We start from the raw sequence: 20145 nt of genomic DNA, 5'->3' as shown, positions 1-20145 counted from the left end.
CCCTGTAAAACACGACAGCCATTTTCGACAATAACGTCATCAATCAGGAGGTGGATGATGCGTGATTTCCATAAAGGCGTCTGGCAAATGAGCCTGGCGATGTTAATTTCCGGCTCAATTGGCGCGTTTGTTTTACTATCCGGTCTGCCGGTAACGGAAGTGGTGTTCTGGCGCTGCCTGATAGGGGCACTGGCACTGTTCATTTTTATTCGCATGAGTCGAAAGCCGTTTAGCCCCCTCACCCGCACGACGCTGCTGCTGGCGATCCTCGGCGGAGCGGCATTAGTGGTGAACTGGCTGCTGCTCTTCGCCGCCTATGAACGGATCTCGATTGGTCTTTCGACCGTGGTGTATAACACCCAGCCGTTTATGCTGGTACTGATGGGGATGCTTTTCGGCGAGCGTGTCAGCATGGTGAAATGGGGCTGGCTGGTGCTCGCCTTTGGCGGCGTGGTCATTTTGCTCTCCAGTGAGTTGACCAGCGCACAGGGCGCCGACTGGCTCGCCGGGATCGGGCTGGCAATGGCCGCAGCCTTCTTCTATGCGGTAACAGCCATCATTGCCCGCAAGCTGCGATCGGTTGCGCCGCAGCACATTGCCTTCATCCAGGTGCTGACGGGCGTCGTCATGCTTCTGCCGTTTGCCCGCATGCCGTCATTTTCCGCCGATTTCCCCTGGCCGATCTTGCTGACGCTGGGCATTGTCCATACCGGCATTATGTATCAACTGCTCTACAGTGCGATTCAGAAGCTGCCGACGCCCATTACCGGCTCGCTGTCGTTTATCTATCCGGTAGTGGCGATCGTTGTTGATAATCTGGTATTCGGACACTCGCTCAACCTGACGCAACTGGCGGGCGGCGCGCTGATCCTGTTTGCTGCAGCGGGCAACAACCTGGGCTGGGGCGAAAAAAAACCCCGCGAGTGCGGGGTTGGTATCAAAACGGCAAATTAGCGACGGGCGCGTACAATCTGGTATTTGCGCGTCAGGTATTCCACCGGCGCGCTCCAGATGTGCACCAGGCGAGAGAACGGGAATAACACAAACAGCGTCATCCCCAGCACCAGGTGAACGCGGAAGATAAACGCCACGCCGTCCAGATGTTCAGATGCACCACCGTGGAAAGTCACCACAGACTGCGCCCAGCCCACCAGCTTCATCATTTCACTGCCGTCCATATGCTGCGCCGAGAACGGAATGGTCAGCAGACCCAGCGCGCACTGTACCATCAAAAGGGAAAGGATCAGGATGTCCGCCCCGGTGGTGGTTGCCCGCACGGGGGGGCTGAACAGACGACGTTTCAACAACAGCAGGCCCCCCACCAGGGTCATCACCCCGCAGGCCCCACCGGCGATCATCGCCATCTTCTGCTTCACCTCAATGGGCAGCCACGCTTCGTACATCCAGTGCGGCGTCAGCATGCCGAGGAAGTGGCCGGCAAAAATGCCCAGAATACCGATGTGGAACAGGTTAGAGGCCACATGCATCCCTTTACGATCCAGCATCTGGCTGGAGCCAGCGCGCCAGGTATACTGGCCGTAGTCATAACGCAGCCAACTTCCCACCAGGAACACGGTGCCCGCGATATACGGGTAGATATCAAAGAAGAACATATTCAGGAAGTGCATTATTGCTGTCCTCCGTTAGAGATATTCAAATATTGCGGGGCAACGGCACCGGCAAAACGACGCTGGTGAGCAGAGATTTCAGACTCGCCACAGCTCTGGTCAGCAAAGAATTTCACTTGTTCTTCCTCCCAGACGGCATCCAGCGCCTGCGGGGTATCGTCCCGGGCTTCATCGGCGATTTTCTCCGCCACTTTTTCACTGTCGACCGACGCGTTGGCCAGCTTCACCAGCAGGTCGAACAGCACCGCGTAGCGGCTCTCGCGCTGCTGAAGCCGCGCGCCGAGCAGCGCCAGGATCGGCGCGATGTCCTGCAGCCCCCCCAGCGCCTCCTCTTTCGGCAGCTGCGCCAGATACTCCAGATAGAGCGGCAGATGGTCCGGCAGCTCGCGGCTGTCGAGCTGCAGGCCGTGCTGCTCGTACTGCGCCATCAGGTCAACCATCGCCTGACCGCGGTCGCGGGACTCACCGTGAACATGTTCAAACAGCAGCAGCGAGGTTGCCCGCCCGCGGTCAAACAGCTGGCTGTAGTCCGCCTGCGCATCGAGAAGATCGCGCGCTAACAGGTCGCGGAGGAAAACCCCAAGCCGCTGGGCATCCTCTTTATCCAGGTTTTCGGAAGACGCGAGTGCATCAAACAGCTCCTGCTGATGCTGCACCAGTGCAGCATCCGGGTACTCCAGCAGTCGCGAAACAATGACGAGTTCAATCATGAGTGCGGCTCCGTTTTACTGGTCACATCCATGGCGTCGATGCGGCGGCTGTTGAACAGATTGAATTTGCTGTCTGACCCGTAGCAGCCGTCGCCAAAGGTAAAGCCACAGCCATTTTTCTCCGGGAAGGCTTCGCGGGCCAGTTCACGGTGGCTGCTCGGCACCACGAAACGATCTTCGTAGTTGGCAATCGCCAGGTAGCGGTACATCTCCTGCGCCTGCGCTTCGGTCAGACCGACCTCTTCCAGCGCGCGGGTATCGGTCACGCCGTCCACGGTTTCGGCACGTTTGAAGTGGCGCATCGCCAGCATACGTTTCAGCGCCAGCAGTACCGGCTGGGTATCGCCTGCGGTCAGCAGGTTTGCCAGATACTGAACCGGGATACGCAGGCTTTCCACGTCCGGCAGAATGCCGTTACTGCCCAGCTCACCCGCATCCGCGGCTGACTGAATCGGCGACAGAGGCGGCACGTACCAGACCATCGGCAGCGTGCGGTATTCCGGGTGCAGCGGCAGGGCCAGTTTCCAGTCCATCGCCATTTTGTACACCGGAGACTGCTGCGCGGCGTCAATCACGCTCTGCGGAATGCCGTCCTTCAGCGCCTGCTCAATCACCTTCGGATCGTTCGGGTCGAGGAACACGTCCAGCTGACGCTGATAGAGATCTTTCTCGTGCTCGGTGCTGGCAGCGTTTTCAATTGCGTCCGCGTCGTACAGCAGCACGCCGAGGTAGCGGATACGGCCTACGCAGCTCTCGGAGCAAACGGTCGGCATACCGGCTTCAATACGCGGGTAGCAGAAGATGCACTTCTCAGACTTGCCGCTCTTCCAGTTGAAGTAGATTTTTTTGTACGGGCAGCCGGTGATGCACATCCGCCAGCCGCGGCACTTGTCCTGGTCGATAAGGACAATGCCGTCTTCTTCACGCTTGTAGATGGCACCGCTCGGGCAGGTCGCCACGCACGCCGGGTTGAGGCAGTGCTCGCACAGGCGCGGCAGATACATCATGAAGGTGTTTTCGAACTGGCCGTACATCGCCTTCTGCATGTTCTCGAAATTCTGGTCTTTGGCGCGTTTTTCGAACTCGCCGCCCAGGATCTCTTCCCAGTTTGGACCGCTGGTAATTTTGTCCATGCGCTGGCCGGTGATCAGCGAGCGAGGACGGGCGATCGGCTGGTGTTTGCTTTCCGGCGCGTTATGCAGGTTCTGATAGTCGTAGTCAAACGGCTCGTAATAATCCTCAATGCCCGGCAGATGCGGGTTAGCGAAGATTTTTCCCAGAAGCAAAGCGCGGTTACCCATGCGCGGCTGCAGCTTACCGTTGATTTTGCGGATCCAGCCGCCCTTCCACTTCTCCTGGTTTTCCCAGTCGGTCGGGAAGCCGGTGCCCGGCTTACTTTCCACGTTGTTGAACCAGGCATACTCCATACCTTCACGGCTGGTCCAGACGTTTTTACAGGTGACCGAGCAGGTATGACAGCCGATGCATTTATCCAGATTCAGCACCATGCCGACTTGTGAACGAATTTTCATTTTACGCTCTCCTGTACCTGGTCATTACCTTCGCCGTCTAACCAGTTAATATTCTTCATCTTACGTACCACCACGAACTCATCGCGGTTCGAACCTACGGTACCGTAGTAGTTAAAGCCGTAGGCCAGCTGGGCATAGCCACCGATCATATGGGTCGGTTTCGGCGTAATACGGGTCACGGAGTTGTGGATCCCGCCGCGCTGCTCGGTGATCTCTGACCCCGGCAGGTTCACGATACGCTCCTGCGCGTGGTACATCATGGTCATCCCGGCCGGTACGCGCTGGCTCACCACCGCCCGCGCCGTCAGGGCACCGTTACTGTTGAACACTTCGATCCAGTCGTTATCTTCGATACCCAGATCTTTGGCGTCCGTTTCGCTCATCCAGACAATCGGACCACCGCGCGACAGGGTCAGCATCAGCAGGTTGTCGCTGTAGGTGGAGTGGATCCCCCACTTCTGGTGCGGCGTCAGGAAGTTCAGCGCCTTCTCCGGGTTACCGTTCGATTTCGCACCCATTACGGTTTTCACGGAGCGGGTGTCGATTGGCGGACGGTAAACCAGCAGGCTTTCACCGAAGTCGCGCATCCACTGGTGATCCTGATACAGCGACTGACGACCGGAGAGGGTGCGCCATGGGATCAGCTCGTGAACGTTGGTGTAGCCAGCGTTGTAAGAGACATGCTCATCTTCGAGGCCAGACCAGGTCGGGCTGGAGATAATCTTGCGCGGCTGCGCCTGAATATCGCGGAAGCGGATTTTCTCTTCCTCTTTATTCTTCGCCAGGTGCGTATGGTCGCGACCGGTAAACTCACTCAGCGCGGCCCAGGCTTTCACCGCGACGTGGCCGTTGGTTTCCGGTGCCAGGGTCAGGATCATCTCTGCGGCATCAATCGCCGTGTTAAGGCAGGGCTGACCTTTCGCCGGGCCGTCCGCTTTGGTGTAGTTAAGCTTGCGCAGCAGATCCATTTCGCTCTGGGTGTTCCAGGCAATCCCTTTCCCGCCGTTACCGATTTTCTCCATCAGCGGGCCGATAGAGGTAAAGCGTTCGTACGTTGCCGGGTAATCACGTTCAACCGGAATAATGTGCGGCGCAGTCACGCCCGGGATCAGATCGCACTCGCCTTTTTTCCAGTCCTTCACGTCCAGCGGTTGAGCCAGTTCGGCAGCGGAGTCGTGCTGGATTGGCAGCGTCACCACGTCGGTCTCTTTGCCGAGGTGCCCTACGCAGACCTCAGAGAATTTCTTCGCGATGTCCTTGTAGATATCCCAGTCGCTTTTCGATTCCCACGCCGGGTCAACGGCCGCAGACAGCGGATGAATAAACGGATGCATATCCGAGGTATTCATGTCGTCTTTTTCGTACCAGGTCGCGGTTGGCAGCACGATGTCGGAGTACAGGCAGGTACTGGAGAGACGGAAGTCGAGGGTCACCACCAGATCCAGCTTGCCGTCGAGACCATTGTCTTTCCACTCCACCTCTTCCGGCTTCACGCCGCCCTGCTTGCCGAGATCTTTCCCCTGAATGCCGTTTTCAGTACCCAGCAGGTATTTCAGCATGTACTCGTGACCTTTACCGGACGAGCCCAGCAGGTTGGAGCGCCAGATAAACAGGTTACGCGGATGGTTTTTCCCGTTTTCCGGCTGTTCTGCCGCGAAACGGATTGAGCCATCCTTCAGTGATTTCACGGTGTAATCCACCGGCGACATCCCCGCCTTCTTCGCCTCTTCCGCGATGCGCAGCGGGTTGGTGCCCAGCTGAGGTGCAGACGGCAGCCAGCCCATGCGCTCAGCACGCACGTTGAAGTCAATCAGGTGGCCGCTGTAGCGGGATTTATCCGCCATCGGCGACAGCAGCTCCTGGGCGGTGACCGTTTCGTAGCGCCACTGGCTGGAGTGGTTATAGAAGTAAGAGGTGCTGTTCATATGGCGTGCCGGGCGCTGCCAGTCGAGGGCAAACGCCAGCGGCTGCCAGCCAGTCTGCGGACGCAGTTTTTCCTGGCCTACGTAATGCGCCCAGCCGCCGCCGCTCTGACCGACACAGCCGCAGAAAATCAGCATGTTGATCAGACCACGGTAGTTCATATCCAGGTGATACCAGTGGTTCAGACCCGCACCGACGATGATCATCGAACGGCCATGGGTCTTGTCGGCGTTTTCAGCGAACTCACGGGCGATACGCACGATCTGCGCGCGAGGTACGCCGGTGATCTGTTCCGCCCATGCCGGGGTGTAGGCTTTCACGTCGTCATAGCTGGTCGCACAGTTTTCATCGTTCAGACCACGCTCCAGGCCGTAGTTCGCCATGGTCAGGTCATAAACGGTAGTGACCAGCGCGGTAGAGCCGTCGGCCAGCTGCAGGCGTTTCACCGGCAGCTTATGCATCAGGACGTTCTGCAGCTCAACCTTGTTGAAATGTTCGGAACCTTCGCCGCCGAAGTACGGGAAGCCGACCTCGGCGATCTCGTCCTGGCTACCCAGCATGCTCAGACGCAGTTCCGTCTCTTCGCCCGTCGTGCCGTTACGCTGCTCAAGGTTCCACTTGCCCTTCTCGCCCCAGCGGAAGCCGATAGAGCCGTTTGGCGCCACCAGCTCGCCGTTGCTGTTGTACGCGACGGTTTTCCACTCAGGGTTATTTTCCTGACCCAGCGCATCCACCAGATCGGCGGCGCGCAGGGTGCGGCCCGCGGCGTAGTACCCGTCACGTTCTTCCAGCATCACCAGCATCGGCATGTCGGTGTAGCGGCGGACGTAGTCGGTGAAGTACTGGCTAGGCTTATCCAGGTGGAACTCGCGCAGCATGACGTGGCCCATCGCCATCGCCATCGCGGCATCGGTACCCTGCTTCGGTGCCAGCCACAGGTCGCACAGCTTGGCGATTTCGGCGTAGTCCGGGGTTACCGCCACGGTTTTGGTGCCTTTGTAACGCACTTCGGTAAAGAAGTGCGCATCCGGCGTACGGGTCTGCGGCACGTTAGAGCCCCAGGCGATGATGTAGCTGGAGTTGTACCAGTCCGCGGATTCCGGCACGTCGGTCTGCTCGCCCCAGGTCTGCGGAGAGGCTGGCGGCAGGTCGCAGTACCAGTCGTAGAAGCTCAGGCAGGTGCCGCCGATTAAGGAGAGATAGCGCGCGCCGGAGGCATAAGAGACCATCGACATCGCCGGGATCGGCGAGAAGCCCGCCACGCGGTCAGGACCGTAGGTTTTAACGGTGTAGACGTTGGAAGCGGCAATCAGCTCGTTGACCTCTTTCCAGGAAGAACGCACAAAGCCACCGCGGCCGCGGGCCTGCTTAAAGCTTTTCGCTTTGTCCGCATCTTCAATAATGGAGGCCCAGGCATCAACCGGATCGCTGTGCTGTACCTTCGCTTCGCGCCACATTTTCATCAGGCGCTTGCGCATCAGCGGGTATTTGAGGCGGTTCGCGCTGTAGAGATACCAGGAGTAGCTGGCGCCACGCGGGCAGCCGCGCGGTTCGTGGTTTGGCATATCCGGACGGGTACGCGGATAGTCGGTCTGCTGCATTTCCCAGGTCACCAGACCGTTTTTAACGAAAATCTTCCAGCTACATGAGCCAGTACAGTTCACGCCGTGGGTTGAACGGACGACTTTGTCATGCTGCCAGCGCTGGCGGTAACCGTCTTCCCAGTCCCGGTTGGTATCCAGAACCTGGCCGTGCCCATCGGCAAAAGTTTCGCCCTTCTGTTTGAAGTAGCGAAACCGGTCCAAAAATTTGCTCATCGGGTATCTCCTGTGTGGAGCCTGTGGCTCTCTAAATCGACATTGCTGATTTGCAGCGAAGGTAACGCCCTGAAAGAGGGGGAGAATTGATAACGATCAAGACGACGCGGGACTTTCCGGGGTGGGGTTACGCTGAATACCACCAAAGCGGTATTTTTTGAAATCTATCATCCTATTGATATATAAGATTATTTGTTTTCTACCGTACACAAAACAGGGCGCTCGTTAACATCTCAGGTATTAAGGGGTAGACCCCCCTGTAAAGCGATGGCGATCACAGTGTTACCCGCTGGTTTCCTCTGCGCCTCTTTCAGTATGTTGTAACTAATTATCAGCAAAAAAAACGCGACCCGAAGGCCGCGTAAACGGATAATCACACTTACTTATTTTTTCTTAGTATTACGCCCATATACCAGCCACGTGATCACGACGCAGGCGATATAGAAGACAAGGAAAACTTTCATTGCGCCCGCCGGAGAGCCGGTCAGCTCCAGCGAAATACCAAACGCTTTCGGGATAAAGAAGCCGCCGATCGCGCCAATCGCAGAGATAAAGCCCAGTGCCGCCGCCGTATCGGTCGCCGCTTCACGCATGGCCTGCTCTTCGCTTCCCCCCTGCGCCTTCACGCGATCCATGGTCAGCTTACGGAAGATCACGGAGATCATCTGGAAGGTGGACGCACTCCCCAGCCCGGCCGTCAGGAACAGCACCATAAACACCCCGAAGAAAGCGATGAAGTTACCGCCCTGTCCGTCTGCCGGCAGCGTCAGGAACAGCAGCGCACAGAAGACCGCCATCACGACGAAGTTAACCAGCGTTACGCGCGTCCCGCCGAGACGGTCAGAGATCATGCCGCCAACGGAACGCGCCAGGGCACCAATAAACGGCCCGAAGAAGGCAAAGTGCAGGATCTGAATTTCCGGGAACTGCGTTTTCGACAGCATGGCGAAGCCCGCAGAGAAACCGATAAACGAACCGAAGGTGGCCAGATACAGCAGCGCCATCACCCACAGGTGCCCACGCTTCAGCACCGGCAGCTGTTCGCTCAGCGACGCTTTCGACGCGGACAGGTCATTCATAAAGAACCAGGCTGCAAGGGTGAACACCACCAGGAACGGCACCCAAATCCAGGCCGCATTTTGCAGGTACAGGGATGAACCATCCGCCTGCTCAACGCCACCGCCGCCAAAGGCCGCAAAAATGGAAACCGAAATCGCCAGCGGCGCAATCAGCTGCATCACGCTGACACCCATATTCCCCAGACCGCCGTTAATGCCCAGCGCACCGCCCTGCTTCGCTTTCGGGAAGAAGAAGCTGATGTTTGCCATACTGGAGGCGAAGTTCGCCCCGGCAAAGCCGCACAGCAGAGAGATAATCACGAACACGCTGAACGGCGTGGAGGTATCCTGCACCGCGAAGCCGAGCCAGACGCAAGGAACGATCATGATGCCCGTGCTGAACGCCGTCCAGCGACGACCGCCAAAGACCGGTACCATAAACGCGTAAGGGACACGCAGCAGCGCACCCGACAGCGACGGTAACGCCGTCAACATAAACAGCTGATCGGTCGTAAACGTAAACCCAACTTTCGGCAGGTTGACCGCCACTGCACTAAACAACATCCATACGCAAAACGCTAACAGCAAGCACGGAACGGAAATCCACAGATTCCGGCTTGCAACACGATGGCCGCGCTGTTGCCAGAACGCCGGATCCTCTGGACGCCAGTCTGTAATAACGGCACCACTTTCCCTTTCGGGAGCGGATGAGTGACTCATAGACACCTCTGATTCTCGAATGATGCTGCAAACATTAGGGTTTTAGAGCGGCGGTAAGTTGATATAAATCAAAGGAAAAGTGGGAGGATTTGCGGCACAAAAAAAGGGCTTATCCTTAGTGAGTAGGCTAATTCGACAAAAAAGACGTGGTTTTTCACGGCGCTGACGCGTTCCTGCCACCCCCGCGTTCTGCCCCCTACTCCGTTGGCAATTTAGGGGTAATCCTTTATTGGTATGGGTATACTCCAGGGTATGCACCAGAATAGCGCCATTCCTGCAAGCAGGCCACGTCAGGAGCACGCCAACTCTATGTTAAAAAGATGTTTATCTCCGCTGACGCTCGTGAATCAGCTCGCCCTGATTGTTTTGCTGTCCACCGCCATTGGCGTGACCGGCATGGCGATCTCCGGCTGGCTGGTACAGGGGGTACAGGGTAATGCGCATGCCATTAATGAGGCAGGCTCACTACGCATGCAGAGTTATCGCCTGCTGGCATCGGTTCCCCTGACGCAGGCCGATCGGCCCTTAATTGATGAAATGGAGCGCACCGCGTTCAGCCCCGAGCTGGGAAATGCCGCCATTCGCGCCGGTCAACAATCCCAGCTTAAAGCCCTTCAGGGGTACTGGCACACCCAACTGCAGCCGGGCCTGAAACAGGCGCACAGTACAGAGGCGGTAGCCCAGGACGTGGCGGGGTTCGTTACACGCATTGACGCGCTGGTCTCCGCGTTCGACCAGACCACCGAACTACGCATCGACCGGGTGGTAATGGTGCACCGGGCAATGGCGCTGTTTATGGGGCTGCTGCTGATCTTCACTATCGTCTGGCTTCGCGCCCGGCTGTTGAATCCCTGGAAACAGCTGCTGGCGATGGCCCGCGCGGTCACCGCGCGCGATTTCACCCAGCGCACGCACATCAGCGGACGCAACGAGATGGCGATGCTCGGCCAGGCGCTCAACACCATGTCGGCAGAGCTTTCCGAGAGCTACGCGGTGCTGGAACAGCGCGTGCAGGAAAAAACGGCGGGCCTTGAGCAGAAAAACGAGATCCTCTCCTTCCTGTGGCAGGCCAACCGCCGCCTGCACATGCAGGTGCCGTTATGCGAACGTCTCTCGCCGGTGCTGAACGGTTTGCAAAATCTGACCCTGCTGCGCGACCTGGAGCTGCGGGTCTACGATGTGGAAGACGAAGAGAACCATCAGGAATTTACCTGTCAGTCGGATATGTCCTGCGATGACAAAGGCTGCCATCTTTGCCCTCGCGGCCTGCCGCCGCTGACCTCCGGCGGCACCACCCTGAAGTGGCGTCTGACGGACAGCCACACCCAGTACGGCATTCTGCTGGCCACCCTGCCAACCGGACGCCACCTGAGCCACGACCAGCAGCAGCTGGTGGATACGCTGGTGGAACAGTTAACGGCCACGCTGGCGCTCGACAGGCATCAGGAAAAACAGCAGCAGCTGATCGTCATGGAAGAGCGCGCGACCATCGCCCGCGAACTGCACGACTCCATCGCCCAGTCGCTCTCCTGTATGAAAATGCAGGTCAGTTGCCTGCAGATGCAGGATGCTGAGATGCCGGAAAGCAACAAGCAGCTGCTGAGCCAGATCCGCAACGAGCTGAATACCTCCTGGATCCAGCTTCGCGAGCTGCTGACCACCTTCCGTCTGCAGCTGACCGAGCCGGGCCTGCGCCCGGCGCTGGAAGCCAGCTGTCACGAATTTAGCGCCCGGCTGGGGTTCCCGGTGAAGCTGGATTACCAGCTGCCGCCGCGGTTTGTCCCCTCCCATCAGGCCATCCATTTACTGCAGATCGCCCGCGAAGCGCTGAGCAACGTGCTTAAGCATGCCGGCGCGACGGCGGTAACGGTCACCGTCAGCCAGCACAACAATCAGGTGAAGCTGACGGTTCACGACAACGGCCGCGGCGTGCCGGAAAATGCCGAACGCACGAACCACTATGGTTTAATTATTATGCGAGACCGCGCCCAAAGCCTGCGCGGTGATTGCCAGGTTCGCCGGAGAGAGACGGGTGGCACGGAAGTTGTCGTCACCTTTATTCCCGAGAAACCGCTCACAATTGCTCAAGGAGATACCCATGACTAATCAGGAACCGGCATCCATCCTGCTGATCGACGACCATCCGATGCTGCGTACTGGCGTGAAACAGCTGGTCAGCATGGCACCCGATATCACCGTGGTCGGCGAAGCCAGCAACGGCGAACAGGGCATTGAGCTTGCCGAATCCCTCGATCCCGATCTGATCCTGCTCGATCTGAATATGCCGGGCATGAACGGTCTGGAAACCCTCGACAAGCTGCGGGAAAAATCGCTCTCCGGGCGCATTGTCGTCTTTAGCGTGTCGAACCACGAAGAGGATGTGGTCACGGCGCTCAAGCGCGGGGCGGATGGCTATCTGCTGAAAGATATGGAGCCGGAAGATCTGCTTAAGGCACTGCAGCAGGCGGCGGCGGGCGAGATGGTGCTCAGCGAAGCCTTAACGCCGGTCCTCGCCGCCAGCCTGCGGGCAAACCGCGCCACCTCGGACCGTGACGTCAGCCAGTTAACCCCGCGCGAGCGCGATATTCTCAAGCTCATTGCCCAGGGGCTGCCGAACAAAATGATCGCCCGCCGCCTGGATATCACCGAAAGCACGGTCAAAGTGCATGTGAAGCATATGCTGAAGAAAATGAAGCTAAAATCGCGCGTGGAAGCCGCGGTATGGGTTCACCAGGAACGCATTTTTTAAGGGTTATTCATCCGGCAGCAGCTTCCAGCGCGGGTCGTCGTCAGGCAATGCGACCAGCGGTTGCACCACGGTCAGCGTGATTTCATTAGACGAGACGCGCTGGCCTTTCTCATCTTCCACAACCGCCGACAGGTGCCAGCGGTTTGACGCCCCTTCCCGGTCATCCCAGGCAGGCATGATCACGCTCCAGCCGTCGCTGCTGTTGCTTTTAGCCGGCGATGTCAGACTCAACGCCTGCGTATCCCCCTGCCAGTGGATCTGGCGGATGCCGTGCGTGCTGCGAATCTGCAGCTTCAGCATGACGGTTTCGCCCCCTTTCAGATCCCACGGCGGCGTGGCCAGCCAGACGGACAGCGTTTTGCGATGGCGGAACTCAATCACCGGCAGGCTGTTGCGCTCCGGCGAATCATAGCGGCTTCCGCGCAGGGAGCGCGTGGCGGCGACTTCACTGGCTGAAAGCTGTTTGGCCAGCGGCACGCCAAAGCGGTAGTTGAGCTTCAGCCCGAGGTTATTCTGGCTCTCGCCACTCTCACCCTGCTTATGCGCGGCGGTCAACGTCACCAGCGGAACGGGGGTATAGTTAAGTCCCAGGTTGACTGCCACCGGGTTGTGATAGCCGGTGCCGCTATTGAACAGGTCGACGTTATCACCAAAATATTGCTCAACGCTGAGGCTGGTATTCAGGTGATGGAACCACGGCAGCCAGGCGTTGGCCGTCACGTCATATCCGCGCGCCATGCGCTGCTCCTGAATGTCCGAGCGCTCACGCCAGCTGGCAAAGGGCTGATAATAGTTCGCCGACAGGTGCAGATTTTCCCCCCACACTTCCGCGCCCAGCCCGGCACGCTGCAGGTTTTCATCCAGCAGATTATCGTAAAAGGTGTTATAGCCCAGCAGCCATTTCCCGGCGATCCAGCGCTGCCCGATGCCGGCGTTACTGACCAGACCATCCGTCTGCTGCGTCAGGCCAAGCTGGCTCCAGCTCAGGTAGCGGTTGTTATCGTTCCAGGGGATAAACCAGCTCCCGCTGCTGCCGTTGAATTTGCCCTCGTTATCCACCAGCACGTTCACGCTGGCGTTCCCCCAGGGCGACAGCCAGGACTCAATCTGCTGGTTCACTTCGCCGCTCACCGCGTCGCGCACCTGACCAAAGGCAAACTGACGTGCCTGCTCGCCGGTTGTCAGGCCGTTGTCGGTCATACTGGCTTCGCCAAAGGCTTTCGCCATTTCGGCCAGGTGTTTTTCCCCCTCTCCTGTGGGCGTCGCCATACCGAGGTCGGGCAAACTGTCCCCGTTATTATCAAAGGGATTCAGAGCCTGATGCATAAAGGAATTCGGCGCACCGTGAACGGCTCCGACCGTAAGAAAGGAGAGTAAAAACAGCAAACGAAAGCGGGACGGTACAGCCATCAGCGTCGTCAATAAGAACCTGTGTTTATGAATAAACTCTTATTATGTTAACGCGATAAGCCCTGAAATGCAGTCCTGGCGGACATTTCAGGATTATCCTGAAACAGATTGTCGCCCTTACACCCTATCCACACAGCCCTTTCAGCTCCGGCACGCACGAACCGCAGTTAGTACCACAGCGCAGCTTCGCCCCCAGCGCGCTGACGGAATCACAGCCTCCGGCAATCGCCTCCCGTATCGTATTTTCCCCAACGCTGAAACAGGTGCAGATAATGCGCCCCGGATCGCGGTGCTTCCCCACGCCCTGCCCGTTCAGCAGCGCATGGCGCGCAGCAGGCGTCAGGGGTGGGGACTGAAAAGCGGCCTCGATGACCGTATGCGCCAGCGCCGGTAACGCGGTACCTTCCCAGAACCCGAGCATCAGCTGGCCTTCATGCCAGGCCAGTACGCTGCTGCGTGCATCCGTTTGCGCAGTCTGCAACTGCCAGCCGCGGGCGCGGGCGTAATCCGCGACCCAGGAGAACAGCGGCGTATCCCCCGCCACCGTCAGGCGTGAGGCTTTACGCCACCCGTGCGCCGATGGCGGCAGCTCCGGTAGCGCACGGGCATACAGTTCTCCCTGCCAGGCGGGCTGCCAGGGCATGATCCTGACGGCGGTTTGTTTACTCTCCGGCTGGCCCGAAACCGGATCGCAGCGCCCTTCCACCAGCGCATTCACCTTTCCCTGACGGGAAAACTGCGCGTTCCAGTGCATCGGGGCAAAAACCTCACCTTCCCGCTGACCGTCTCGGACGCACACTCGGGCCACCATCACGCCGCGCGGCGAGCTGATGCGCGCCAGCTGGCCGTCGCACAGGGAGAACCGAGCGGCGTCTGCAGGGCAAACCTCAACAAACGGTTCGGCGATATGCTGCATCAGTCTGGCCACATATCCCGTGCGGGTCATGGTGTGCCACTGGTCGCGAATGCGCCCGGTGTTAAGGATCAGCGGGTAGAATGCGCTGACCGTCGCACCGTGCGGCTGAGGGGTAACCGGAACGATGTTCCGGCGCGGAAAATCCCCCGTCGGCCACTGATAAGGCTCAAGCTGATCCCACGCATCACGGGTCAGCGTAGCCAGATCGTGAAGGTTTAACGCCCGCGCGCCGTCATTTTCAAAGGCCGTCAGCGCCGCATGCTCGCAAAAAATCTCGTGGGGATGCTGCCAGGCAAAGGCGTCACCGTGCCCCAGTTGTTTCGCCACCTGCGCGACAATCCACCAGTCCGGCTTCGCTTCGCCCGGCGCTGGCAGAAACGCGCGCTGGCGGGAAATACGCCGCTCCGAGTTCGTCACCGTTCCCTCTTTTTCTCCCCAGCCCAGCGCCGGAAAGCGAATATGGGCGAAGCGGCTGGTGTCGGTATCTCTCATCACCTCAGAGACAATCACCAGCGGACAGTTCGCCAGCGCCTGGCACACCACGTGGCTGTCCGGCAGCGAGACGGCAGGGTTGGTGCCCATGATCCACACCGCTTTCACCTCGCCGCGGGCGATGGCGTCAAACAGCTCTACCGCCATCAGACCCGGAGTTTGCGCCAGCCGCTCCGTTCCCCAGAAACGCGCCACCCGCGAAAGATCGTCCGGCTCGAAGTTCATGTGCGCCGCCAGTTGATTCGCCAGCCCGCCCACTTCCCTTCCGCCCATCGCGTTTGGCTGGCCGGTAAGCGAGAACGGGCCGCAGCCCGGACGGTTAAATTTCCCGCTGGCAAGATGAACGTTAATGATGGCGCTGCATTTGTCGCTGCCGCTGGAAGACTGGTTGATCCCCATGGTGTAGAGCGTGATGACCCGGGGCGCCGTCATAAACCAGTCGTAAAAGGTGGCAATCTCCTGCGGCGTGAGGCCGCAAAACGCCGCCACGCGGGATACCGGCCACGCGTCCGTACCCTGAATCACATCCAGCAGACCGACAAACAGCCCGGCGTCGCTCCCGGGGGCGAGCGCCAGATGCAGGTCGGCAATATCACAGGTGGCGGTTCTGCGCGGGTCAATGACCACCACTTTCATCTCGGGACTGGCGTGCCGCGCCTGCACCAGCCGCTGGTACAGCACCGGATGCGTCCAGGCCGCGTTTGAGCCAACCAGCACCACCAGGTCACTGTTTTCCACATCCTCGTAATTGCACGGCACGACGTCTTCACCGAAGGCGCGTTTATAGCCCACCACTGCCGACGACATACAGAGCCGGGAGTTGGTATCGATGTTCGCCGCGCCGATAAACCCCTTCATCAACTTATTGGCGGCGTAGTAATCCTCCGTGAGCAATTGCCCGGAGGCGTAAAAGGCCACCGCCTGCGGCCCCCAGGTGTCGATGATCGCCCGCAACCGCTCGCCAGCCGCGCCCAGCGCCTGCGTCCAGTCCCCTTCAACACCGTCAACCACGGGGTGCAGCAACCGCCCCTGCAGACCCGTCGTTTCTCCCAGGGCCGATCCCTTCACGCACAGGCGGCCAAAATTCGCAGGATGGCTTTCATCCCCCCGAACGCTTACCGTTTCACCTTCCACGCGGGCGACCACGCCGCAGCCGACCCCACAGTAGGGGCACGTTGTCCGGGTTTCCATCATGAGGCCTCCGCGCGCAACACCAGGGCATCGTTGCCAACCCACACTTTGCCGTCTTCAATTTTCACCGGCCAGGCACGAACCGCAGGTTCGCCGTTATCCACCTGACAGCCGTCGCGCAGGCGAATACGCTGTTTGTAGAGCGGCGAAATCACCACCGGCTCGCCCGCCGCATCGCCAAGAATGCCGCGGGAGAGCACGTTCGCACTGCTGCCCGGCTCCCGATCGTCGAGGGCATAGACGAACTCACCAAAGCGGAACAGCGCAATTGGCTTACGCCCAAGCCGCGCGCCAATGCCCGCCTGCTCCGGGATGTCGTCGATGCCGCAAATTTCCTGCCAGCGCTTGTTGTTCTCCGCGGCGGTGTCGTTCACGGCGCTGCGGAACAGCGCCAGGCGGTTGGGATCGTTAAGCGTGGTCTGCCATTCACACTGGTAGGTTTCCACCACCCGGGCCATCTCCTGCTCCAGCTCGTGAGCAATGCCCAGGCTGTCGTCGAGAATCACCTCCCGCAGGTAGTCGAGACCGCCTTCCAGGTTGTCCATCCAGGTGCTGGTGCGCTGCAGGCGATCCGCCGTGCGGATGTAAAACATCAGGAAGCGATCGACGGTGCGGATCAGCGTTTCATCATCAAGATCGCTGGCAAAGAGATCCGCGTGGCGCGGCTTCATACCGCCGTTGCCGCACAGATAGAGGTTCCAGCCTTTGTCCGTGGCGATGACCCCGACGTCTTTACTCTGCGCCTCTGCGCATTCGCGGGTACAGCCTGAGACGGCCATTTTGATTTTGTGCGGCGCGCGCAGGCCTTTGTAGCGGTGCTCCAGCCTGACCGCGAGGCTGGTGGAGTCCTGCACGCCGTAGCGACACCACGTCGACCCGACGCAGGATTTCACCGTGCGCAGGGATTTGCCGTAAGCGTGCCCGGTTTCAAACCCGGCCTCCACCAGCACCTGCCAGATCGCCGGCAGTTGATCAAGGGTGGCGCCGAAAAGGTCGATACGCTGGCCGCCGGTGATTTTGCTGTACAGGTTGTAGCGTTTGGCAATCTGACCGATAGCAATTAGCCCGTCTGCCGTCACTTCCCCTGCGGGCATCCGCGGCACGATGGAGTAAGTGCCGTCCTTCTGGATGTTGGCAAAGTAGCGGTCGTTGGTGTCCTGCAGCGGCAGGTGTGACGGTTTCAGCAGGTATTCATTCCAGCAGGAGGCCAGTACTGAGCCCACCAGCGGCTTGCAGATCTCACACCCGTGCCCCTGCCCGTAGCGGCTAATCAGCTGGTCGAAGGTGCGAATATGGTTGACGCGCACCAGGTGGTAAATCTCCTGGCGCGAGTACGGGAAGTGTTCGCAGATATCCTTTTTCACCTCCACGCCCTGCTCGGCCAGCTGGCACTCCATCACCTGCTTCACCAGCGCGCTGCACCCGCCGCAGCCGGTTGCCGCTTTGGTGCACTGCTTGACGGCGCCGATGTCCGTCGCACCGGCACTCACCGCCCGGCAGATATCGCCTTTGCTGACGTTATGGCAGGAGCAGATTTGCGCGCTTTCCGGCAGCGCCGCCACGCCGAGCGCTTTTGGCGCACTGCCTGACGATGCGGGTAAAATCAGCGTCTCCGGCTCTTTTGGCAGGGCGATGCCGTTGAGCATCATCTGCACCAGCGTGGCGTATTCGCTGGCATCGCCGACCAGCACGCCGCCGAGCAGCGTTTTTCCGTCGTGGCTCACCACCATTTTCTTGTAGATCTGCTGCGGGCCGTGCGTCCACTGGTAGCTCAGCGCACCCGGCGTGCGCCCGTGAGCGTCGCCGAACGAGGCGACGTCCACGCCCAGCAGCTTGAGTTTGGTGCTCATATCCGCGCCAGTGAATGTTTTATCCTCTCCCACCAGCGCAGCGGCGGCCACCCGCGCCATCTGGTAGCCGGGCGCGACCAGACCAAAGATTTTCCCCTCCCACAGAGCGCATTCGCCGATGGCAAATACGTTCGGGTCGGAGGTCTGACAGCGATCGTCAATGCTGATCCCGCCACGCTCGCCGATAGCCAGCCCGCTGCTGCGCGCCAGCGCGTCCTGCGGACGTATGCCCGCAGAGAAGACCACCATGTCCGTTTCCAGCTGTTCTCCATCCGCAAAGCGCAGCACCAGCCCGCCGTCCGAAGGGGCGATTTCCGTCGTCGCTTTGCTGGTGTGAACGCTGACGCACAGCGCCTCGATTTTCCTGCGCAGCATTGCCGCGCCGTCGTTGTCGAGCTGGACCGCCATCAGGTTGGGCGCAAACTCCACCACGTGGGTTTCAAGCCCGAGCTGCTTCAGCGCATTTGCCGCCTCCAGACCCAGCAGCCCGCCGCCAATCACCACCCCGCGGCGAGAGCCCGCCGCATGCGCCGCAATCGCGTCCAGATCGTCAAGGGTGCGGTAGACAAAACAGCCCGGTAAATCGTTACCCGGAACGGGCGGAACAAACGGGTATGAGCCAGTCGCCAGCACCAGTTTGTCCCAGTGGGTTTCATGCCCGCTGGCGGTGCGCACCACGTGTGCATCGCGATCGAGTGCAACGATCTGCTGCGACAGGCGCAGCTCAATGCCGTGGTCGGCAAAGAAATCCCCTTCCACCAGCGAGAGCGACGCCGCGCTGCGGCCGCCGAAATATTCCGACAGATGCACGCGGTCATAGGCGGCATAGCGCTCCTCGCCAAAGACAACAATCTGATACTGCTGATGCAGATTGCGGCTAACGCAATCTTCGAGGAAATGGTGGCCGACCATACCGTGCCCAACCACCACCAGTGTAGGTTTTGTCATAGCGTTCTGTCCTGCAACCTGCGGTTGCGTAGTGAAACGATCGAACAGCCAGTCCGCATGGGCGGGCGCAGCCGTTGCCAGTAAATCGGTAAAGGTTGCCGCGCTGCGGCAGTCCCCCATCAGCAGCACGCCAGCCAGCGCACCGCGGTGAATCAATAGGCGTCGGTAGTGGCGCGTGAGGGGATCCCATGCGCTCCAGACCACGTCCTCCGGCTGCACTGAGGCGCGACCGGCGGTAAACAGTTCGATGCCCGTCACCTTGAGCCGCATCCCGCTGTCCGTTGGGGCAAAAGAGGCTACGGCTTCCCCGGCCAGCCGGGCGGCGAGGATATCCGCCTGCGCCAGACAGGGCGCCACCAGGCCAAACGTCTGGCCGTCGATTTCACAGCATTCGCCAATGGCGCTGACGTTCGCCGCGGAGGTCTGCATCTGCGGATTCACCAAAATGCCGCGGGCGCAGCGAACGCCGCTGGCTTTGGCCAGCGAGATGTTGGGCTGAACGCCAGTGGCCAACACCACGCGGGTGGCGCGAATCCGCTTGCCGTCAGACAGCGTGACCGACTCCGCCGCAATGGATGCAATCCCGGACGAAAGTGCGCAGCGCACCCCGCGCGCTGCCAGCGCCTCTTCCAGCAGGACGCCAGCCTGCTGGTCCAGCTGCTGTTCCATTAACCACGCACCGCGATGTACCAGCGTGACGTTGTCACAGGTACTGGCAAGCGCGGCGGCAGCCTCAACGCCGAGCACCCCACCGCCCAGCACCACCACCGGGCCCGGGATAGCCTGAATCGCGCCGATGTCCGTCAGCCGACGGAAGGTAAAGACGTGAGAGGCATCCCCGCCAGGGATAGGCGGCACAACGGGCGTTGATCCGGTGGCAAACACCAGCTCCTCCCAGGCCAGCGTGGTTTGTGCCGTACGGATCAGCCGCTTCTCAACATCTACCGCGAGCACCTTTTCCCCCCTTATAACCGTCACACCGCGGGCCTCATACCAGGCGTCATCCTGCAGGCGGATCTGTTCCGCCTGTTTTTCCCCACCCAGCACCGGCGAGAGCTGGATGCGGTTGTAGGCGTGTACAGGCTCATCGCCCAGCACGGTAATCGCGAAGCGACCGGGAGCACGCGCGGTCAGCGAGGCGATCAGCCGCGTTGCTGCCATGCCATTGCCGATAACGATCAGTCGCGTCATGGCTGCCCCT

11 protein-coding genes are annotated in these 20145 nt (G+C 59.8%); 3 read left to right on the top strand and 8 right to left on the bottom strand.

Translation table 11 applies throughout. The annotated features are described in order from the left end of the window. Positions 1 to 57: 57 nt before the first annotated feature. A complete protein-coding gene (locus GM298_RS17565) occupies positions 58 to 954 on the top strand; it encodes a DMT family transporter (protein WP_266154824.1) in 897 nt (298 codons plus the stop codon). Here the strand turns inward: GM298_RS17565 and narI are convergent. The 5 genes from narI to GM298_RS17540 all read right to left on the bottom strand — a co-directional run bounded on the left by narI (position 951) and on the right by GM298_RS17540 (position 9388). After that, positions 951 to 1628, bottom strand: coding sequence for a respiratory nitrate reductase subunit gamma (gene narI, locus GM298_RS17560; RefSeq protein WP_266154782.1), 678 nt, complete (start codon positions 1626 to 1628; stop codon positions 951 to 953). The genes GM298_RS17565 and narI overlap by 4 nt on opposite strands. Continuing rightward, positions 1628 to 2338, bottom strand: coding sequence for a nitrate reductase molybdenum cofactor assembly chaperone (gene narJ, locus GM298_RS17555; protein WP_025756544.1), 711 nt, complete (start codon positions 2336 to 2338; stop codon positions 1628 to 1630). Before narJ ends, narI begins: the two co-directional genes overlap by 1 nt. Then, on the bottom strand, positions 2335 to 3870 hold the full coding sequence (gene narH, locus GM298_RS17550) for a nitrate reductase subunit beta (RefSeq protein ID WP_266154780.1): 1536 nt from the start codon (positions 3868 to 3870) through the stop codon (positions 2335 to 2337). The genes narJ and narH overlap by 4 nt, the downstream gene beginning before the upstream one ends. Next, on the bottom strand, positions 3867 to 7610 hold the full coding sequence (locus GM298_RS17545; RefSeq protein ID WP_095451162.1) for a nitrate reductase subunit alpha: 3744 nt from the start codon (positions 7608 to 7610) through the stop codon (positions 3867 to 3869). The genes narH and GM298_RS17545 overlap by 4 nt, the downstream gene beginning before the upstream one ends. 383 nt (positions 7611 to 7993) lie before the next feature. After that, a complete protein-coding gene (locus tag GM298_RS17540; protein ID WP_095449167.1) occupies positions 7994 to 9388 on the bottom strand; it encodes a NarK family nitrate/nitrite MFS transporter in 1395 nt (464 codons plus the stop codon). A 309-nt stretch (positions 9389 to 9697) separates the two neighbouring features. Here GM298_RS17540 and narX point away from each other — a divergent pair, with 309 nt between their 5' ends. Continuing rightward, on the top strand, positions 9698 to 11494 hold the full coding sequence (narX, locus tag GM298_RS17535; protein WP_266154777.1) for a nitrate/nitrite two-component system sensor histidine kinase NarX: 1797 nt from the start codon (positions 9698 to 9700) through the stop codon (positions 11492 to 11494). Then, positions 11487 to 12137, top strand: a complete 651-nt coding sequence (gene narL, locus GM298_RS17530) for a two-component system response regulator NarL (protein ID WP_008499531.1) — start codon at positions 11487 to 11489, stop codon at positions 12135 to 12137. Before narX ends, narL begins: the two co-directional genes overlap by 8 nt. A 3-nt stretch (positions 12138 to 12140) precedes the next feature. Here narL and GM298_RS17525 read toward each other — a convergent pair whose 3' ends face one another. The 3 genes from GM298_RS17525 to nirB form a co-directional block, all read right to left on the bottom strand. Further along, entirely contained in the window at positions 12141 to 13547 is a 1407-nt protein-coding gene (locus GM298_RS17525; RefSeq protein ID WP_266154775.1) for a YchO/YchP family invasin, read from the bottom strand. A gap of 124 nt (positions 13548 to 13671) precedes the next feature. Beyond that, positions 13672 to 16149 (bottom strand): nitrate reductase, encoded by a 2478-nt coding sequence (locus tag GM298_RS17520; protein WP_266154774.1) that lies wholly within the window; start codon positions 16147 to 16149, stop codon positions 13672 to 13674. Further along, entirely contained in the window at positions 16146 to 20135 is a 3990-nt protein-coding gene (nirB, locus tag GM298_RS17515) for a nitrite reductase large subunit NirB (protein WP_266154773.1), read from the bottom strand. The genes GM298_RS17520 and nirB overlap by 4 nt, the downstream gene beginning before the upstream one ends. Positions 20136 to 20145 lie beyond the last annotated feature (10 nt).

Source organism: Enterobacter sp. HSTU-ASh6 (assembly GCF_026319105.1).
In the GTDB taxonomy this organism is placed as follows: domain Bacteria; phylum Pseudomonadota; class Gammaproteobacteria; order Enterobacterales; family Enterobacteriaceae; genus Enterobacter; species Enterobacter sichuanensis.
This window is presented reverse-complemented; position numbering and strand designations above follow the sequence as displayed.

Coding starts and splice junctions, on each gene's coding strand:
- GM298_RS17565 (WP_266154824.1), top strand. CDS start 58: ATGCGTGATTTCCATAAAGGCGTCTGGCAAATGAGCCTGGCGATGTTA.
- narI (WP_266154782.1), bottom strand. CDS start 1,628: ATGCACTTCCTGAATATGTTCTTCTTTGATATCTACCCGTATATCGCG.
- narJ (WP_025756544.1), bottom strand. CDS start 2,338: ATGATTGAACTCGTCATTGTTTCGCGACTGCTGGAGTACCCGGATGCT.
- narH (WP_266154780.1), bottom strand. CDS start 3,870: ATGAAAATTCGTTCACAAGTCGGCATGGTGCTGAATCTGGATAAATGC.
- GM298_RS17545 (WP_095451162.1), bottom strand. CDS start 7,610: ATGAGCAAATTTTTGGACCGGTTTCGCTACTTCAAACAGAAGGGCGAA.
- GM298_RS17540 (WP_095449167.1), bottom strand. CDS start 9,388: ATGAGTCACTCATCCGCTCCCGAAAGGGAAAGTGGTGCCGTTATTACA.
- narX (WP_266154777.1), top strand. CDS start 9,698: ATGTTAAAAAGATGTTTATCTCCGCTGACGCTCGTGAATCAGCTCGCC.
- narL (WP_008499531.1), top strand. CDS start 11,487: ATGACTAATCAGGAACCGGCATCCATCCTGCTGATCGACGACCATCCG.
- GM298_RS17525 (WP_266154775.1), bottom strand. CDS start 13,547: ATGGCTGTACCGTCCCGCTTTCGTTTGCTGTTTTTACTCTCCTTTCTT.
- GM298_RS17520 (WP_266154774.1), bottom strand. CDS start 16,149: ATGATGGAAACCCGGACAACGTGCCCCTACTGTGGGGTCGGCTGCGGC.
- nirB (WP_266154773.1), bottom strand. CDS start 20,135: ATGACGCGACTGATCGTTATCGGCAATGGCATGGCAGCAACGCGGCTG.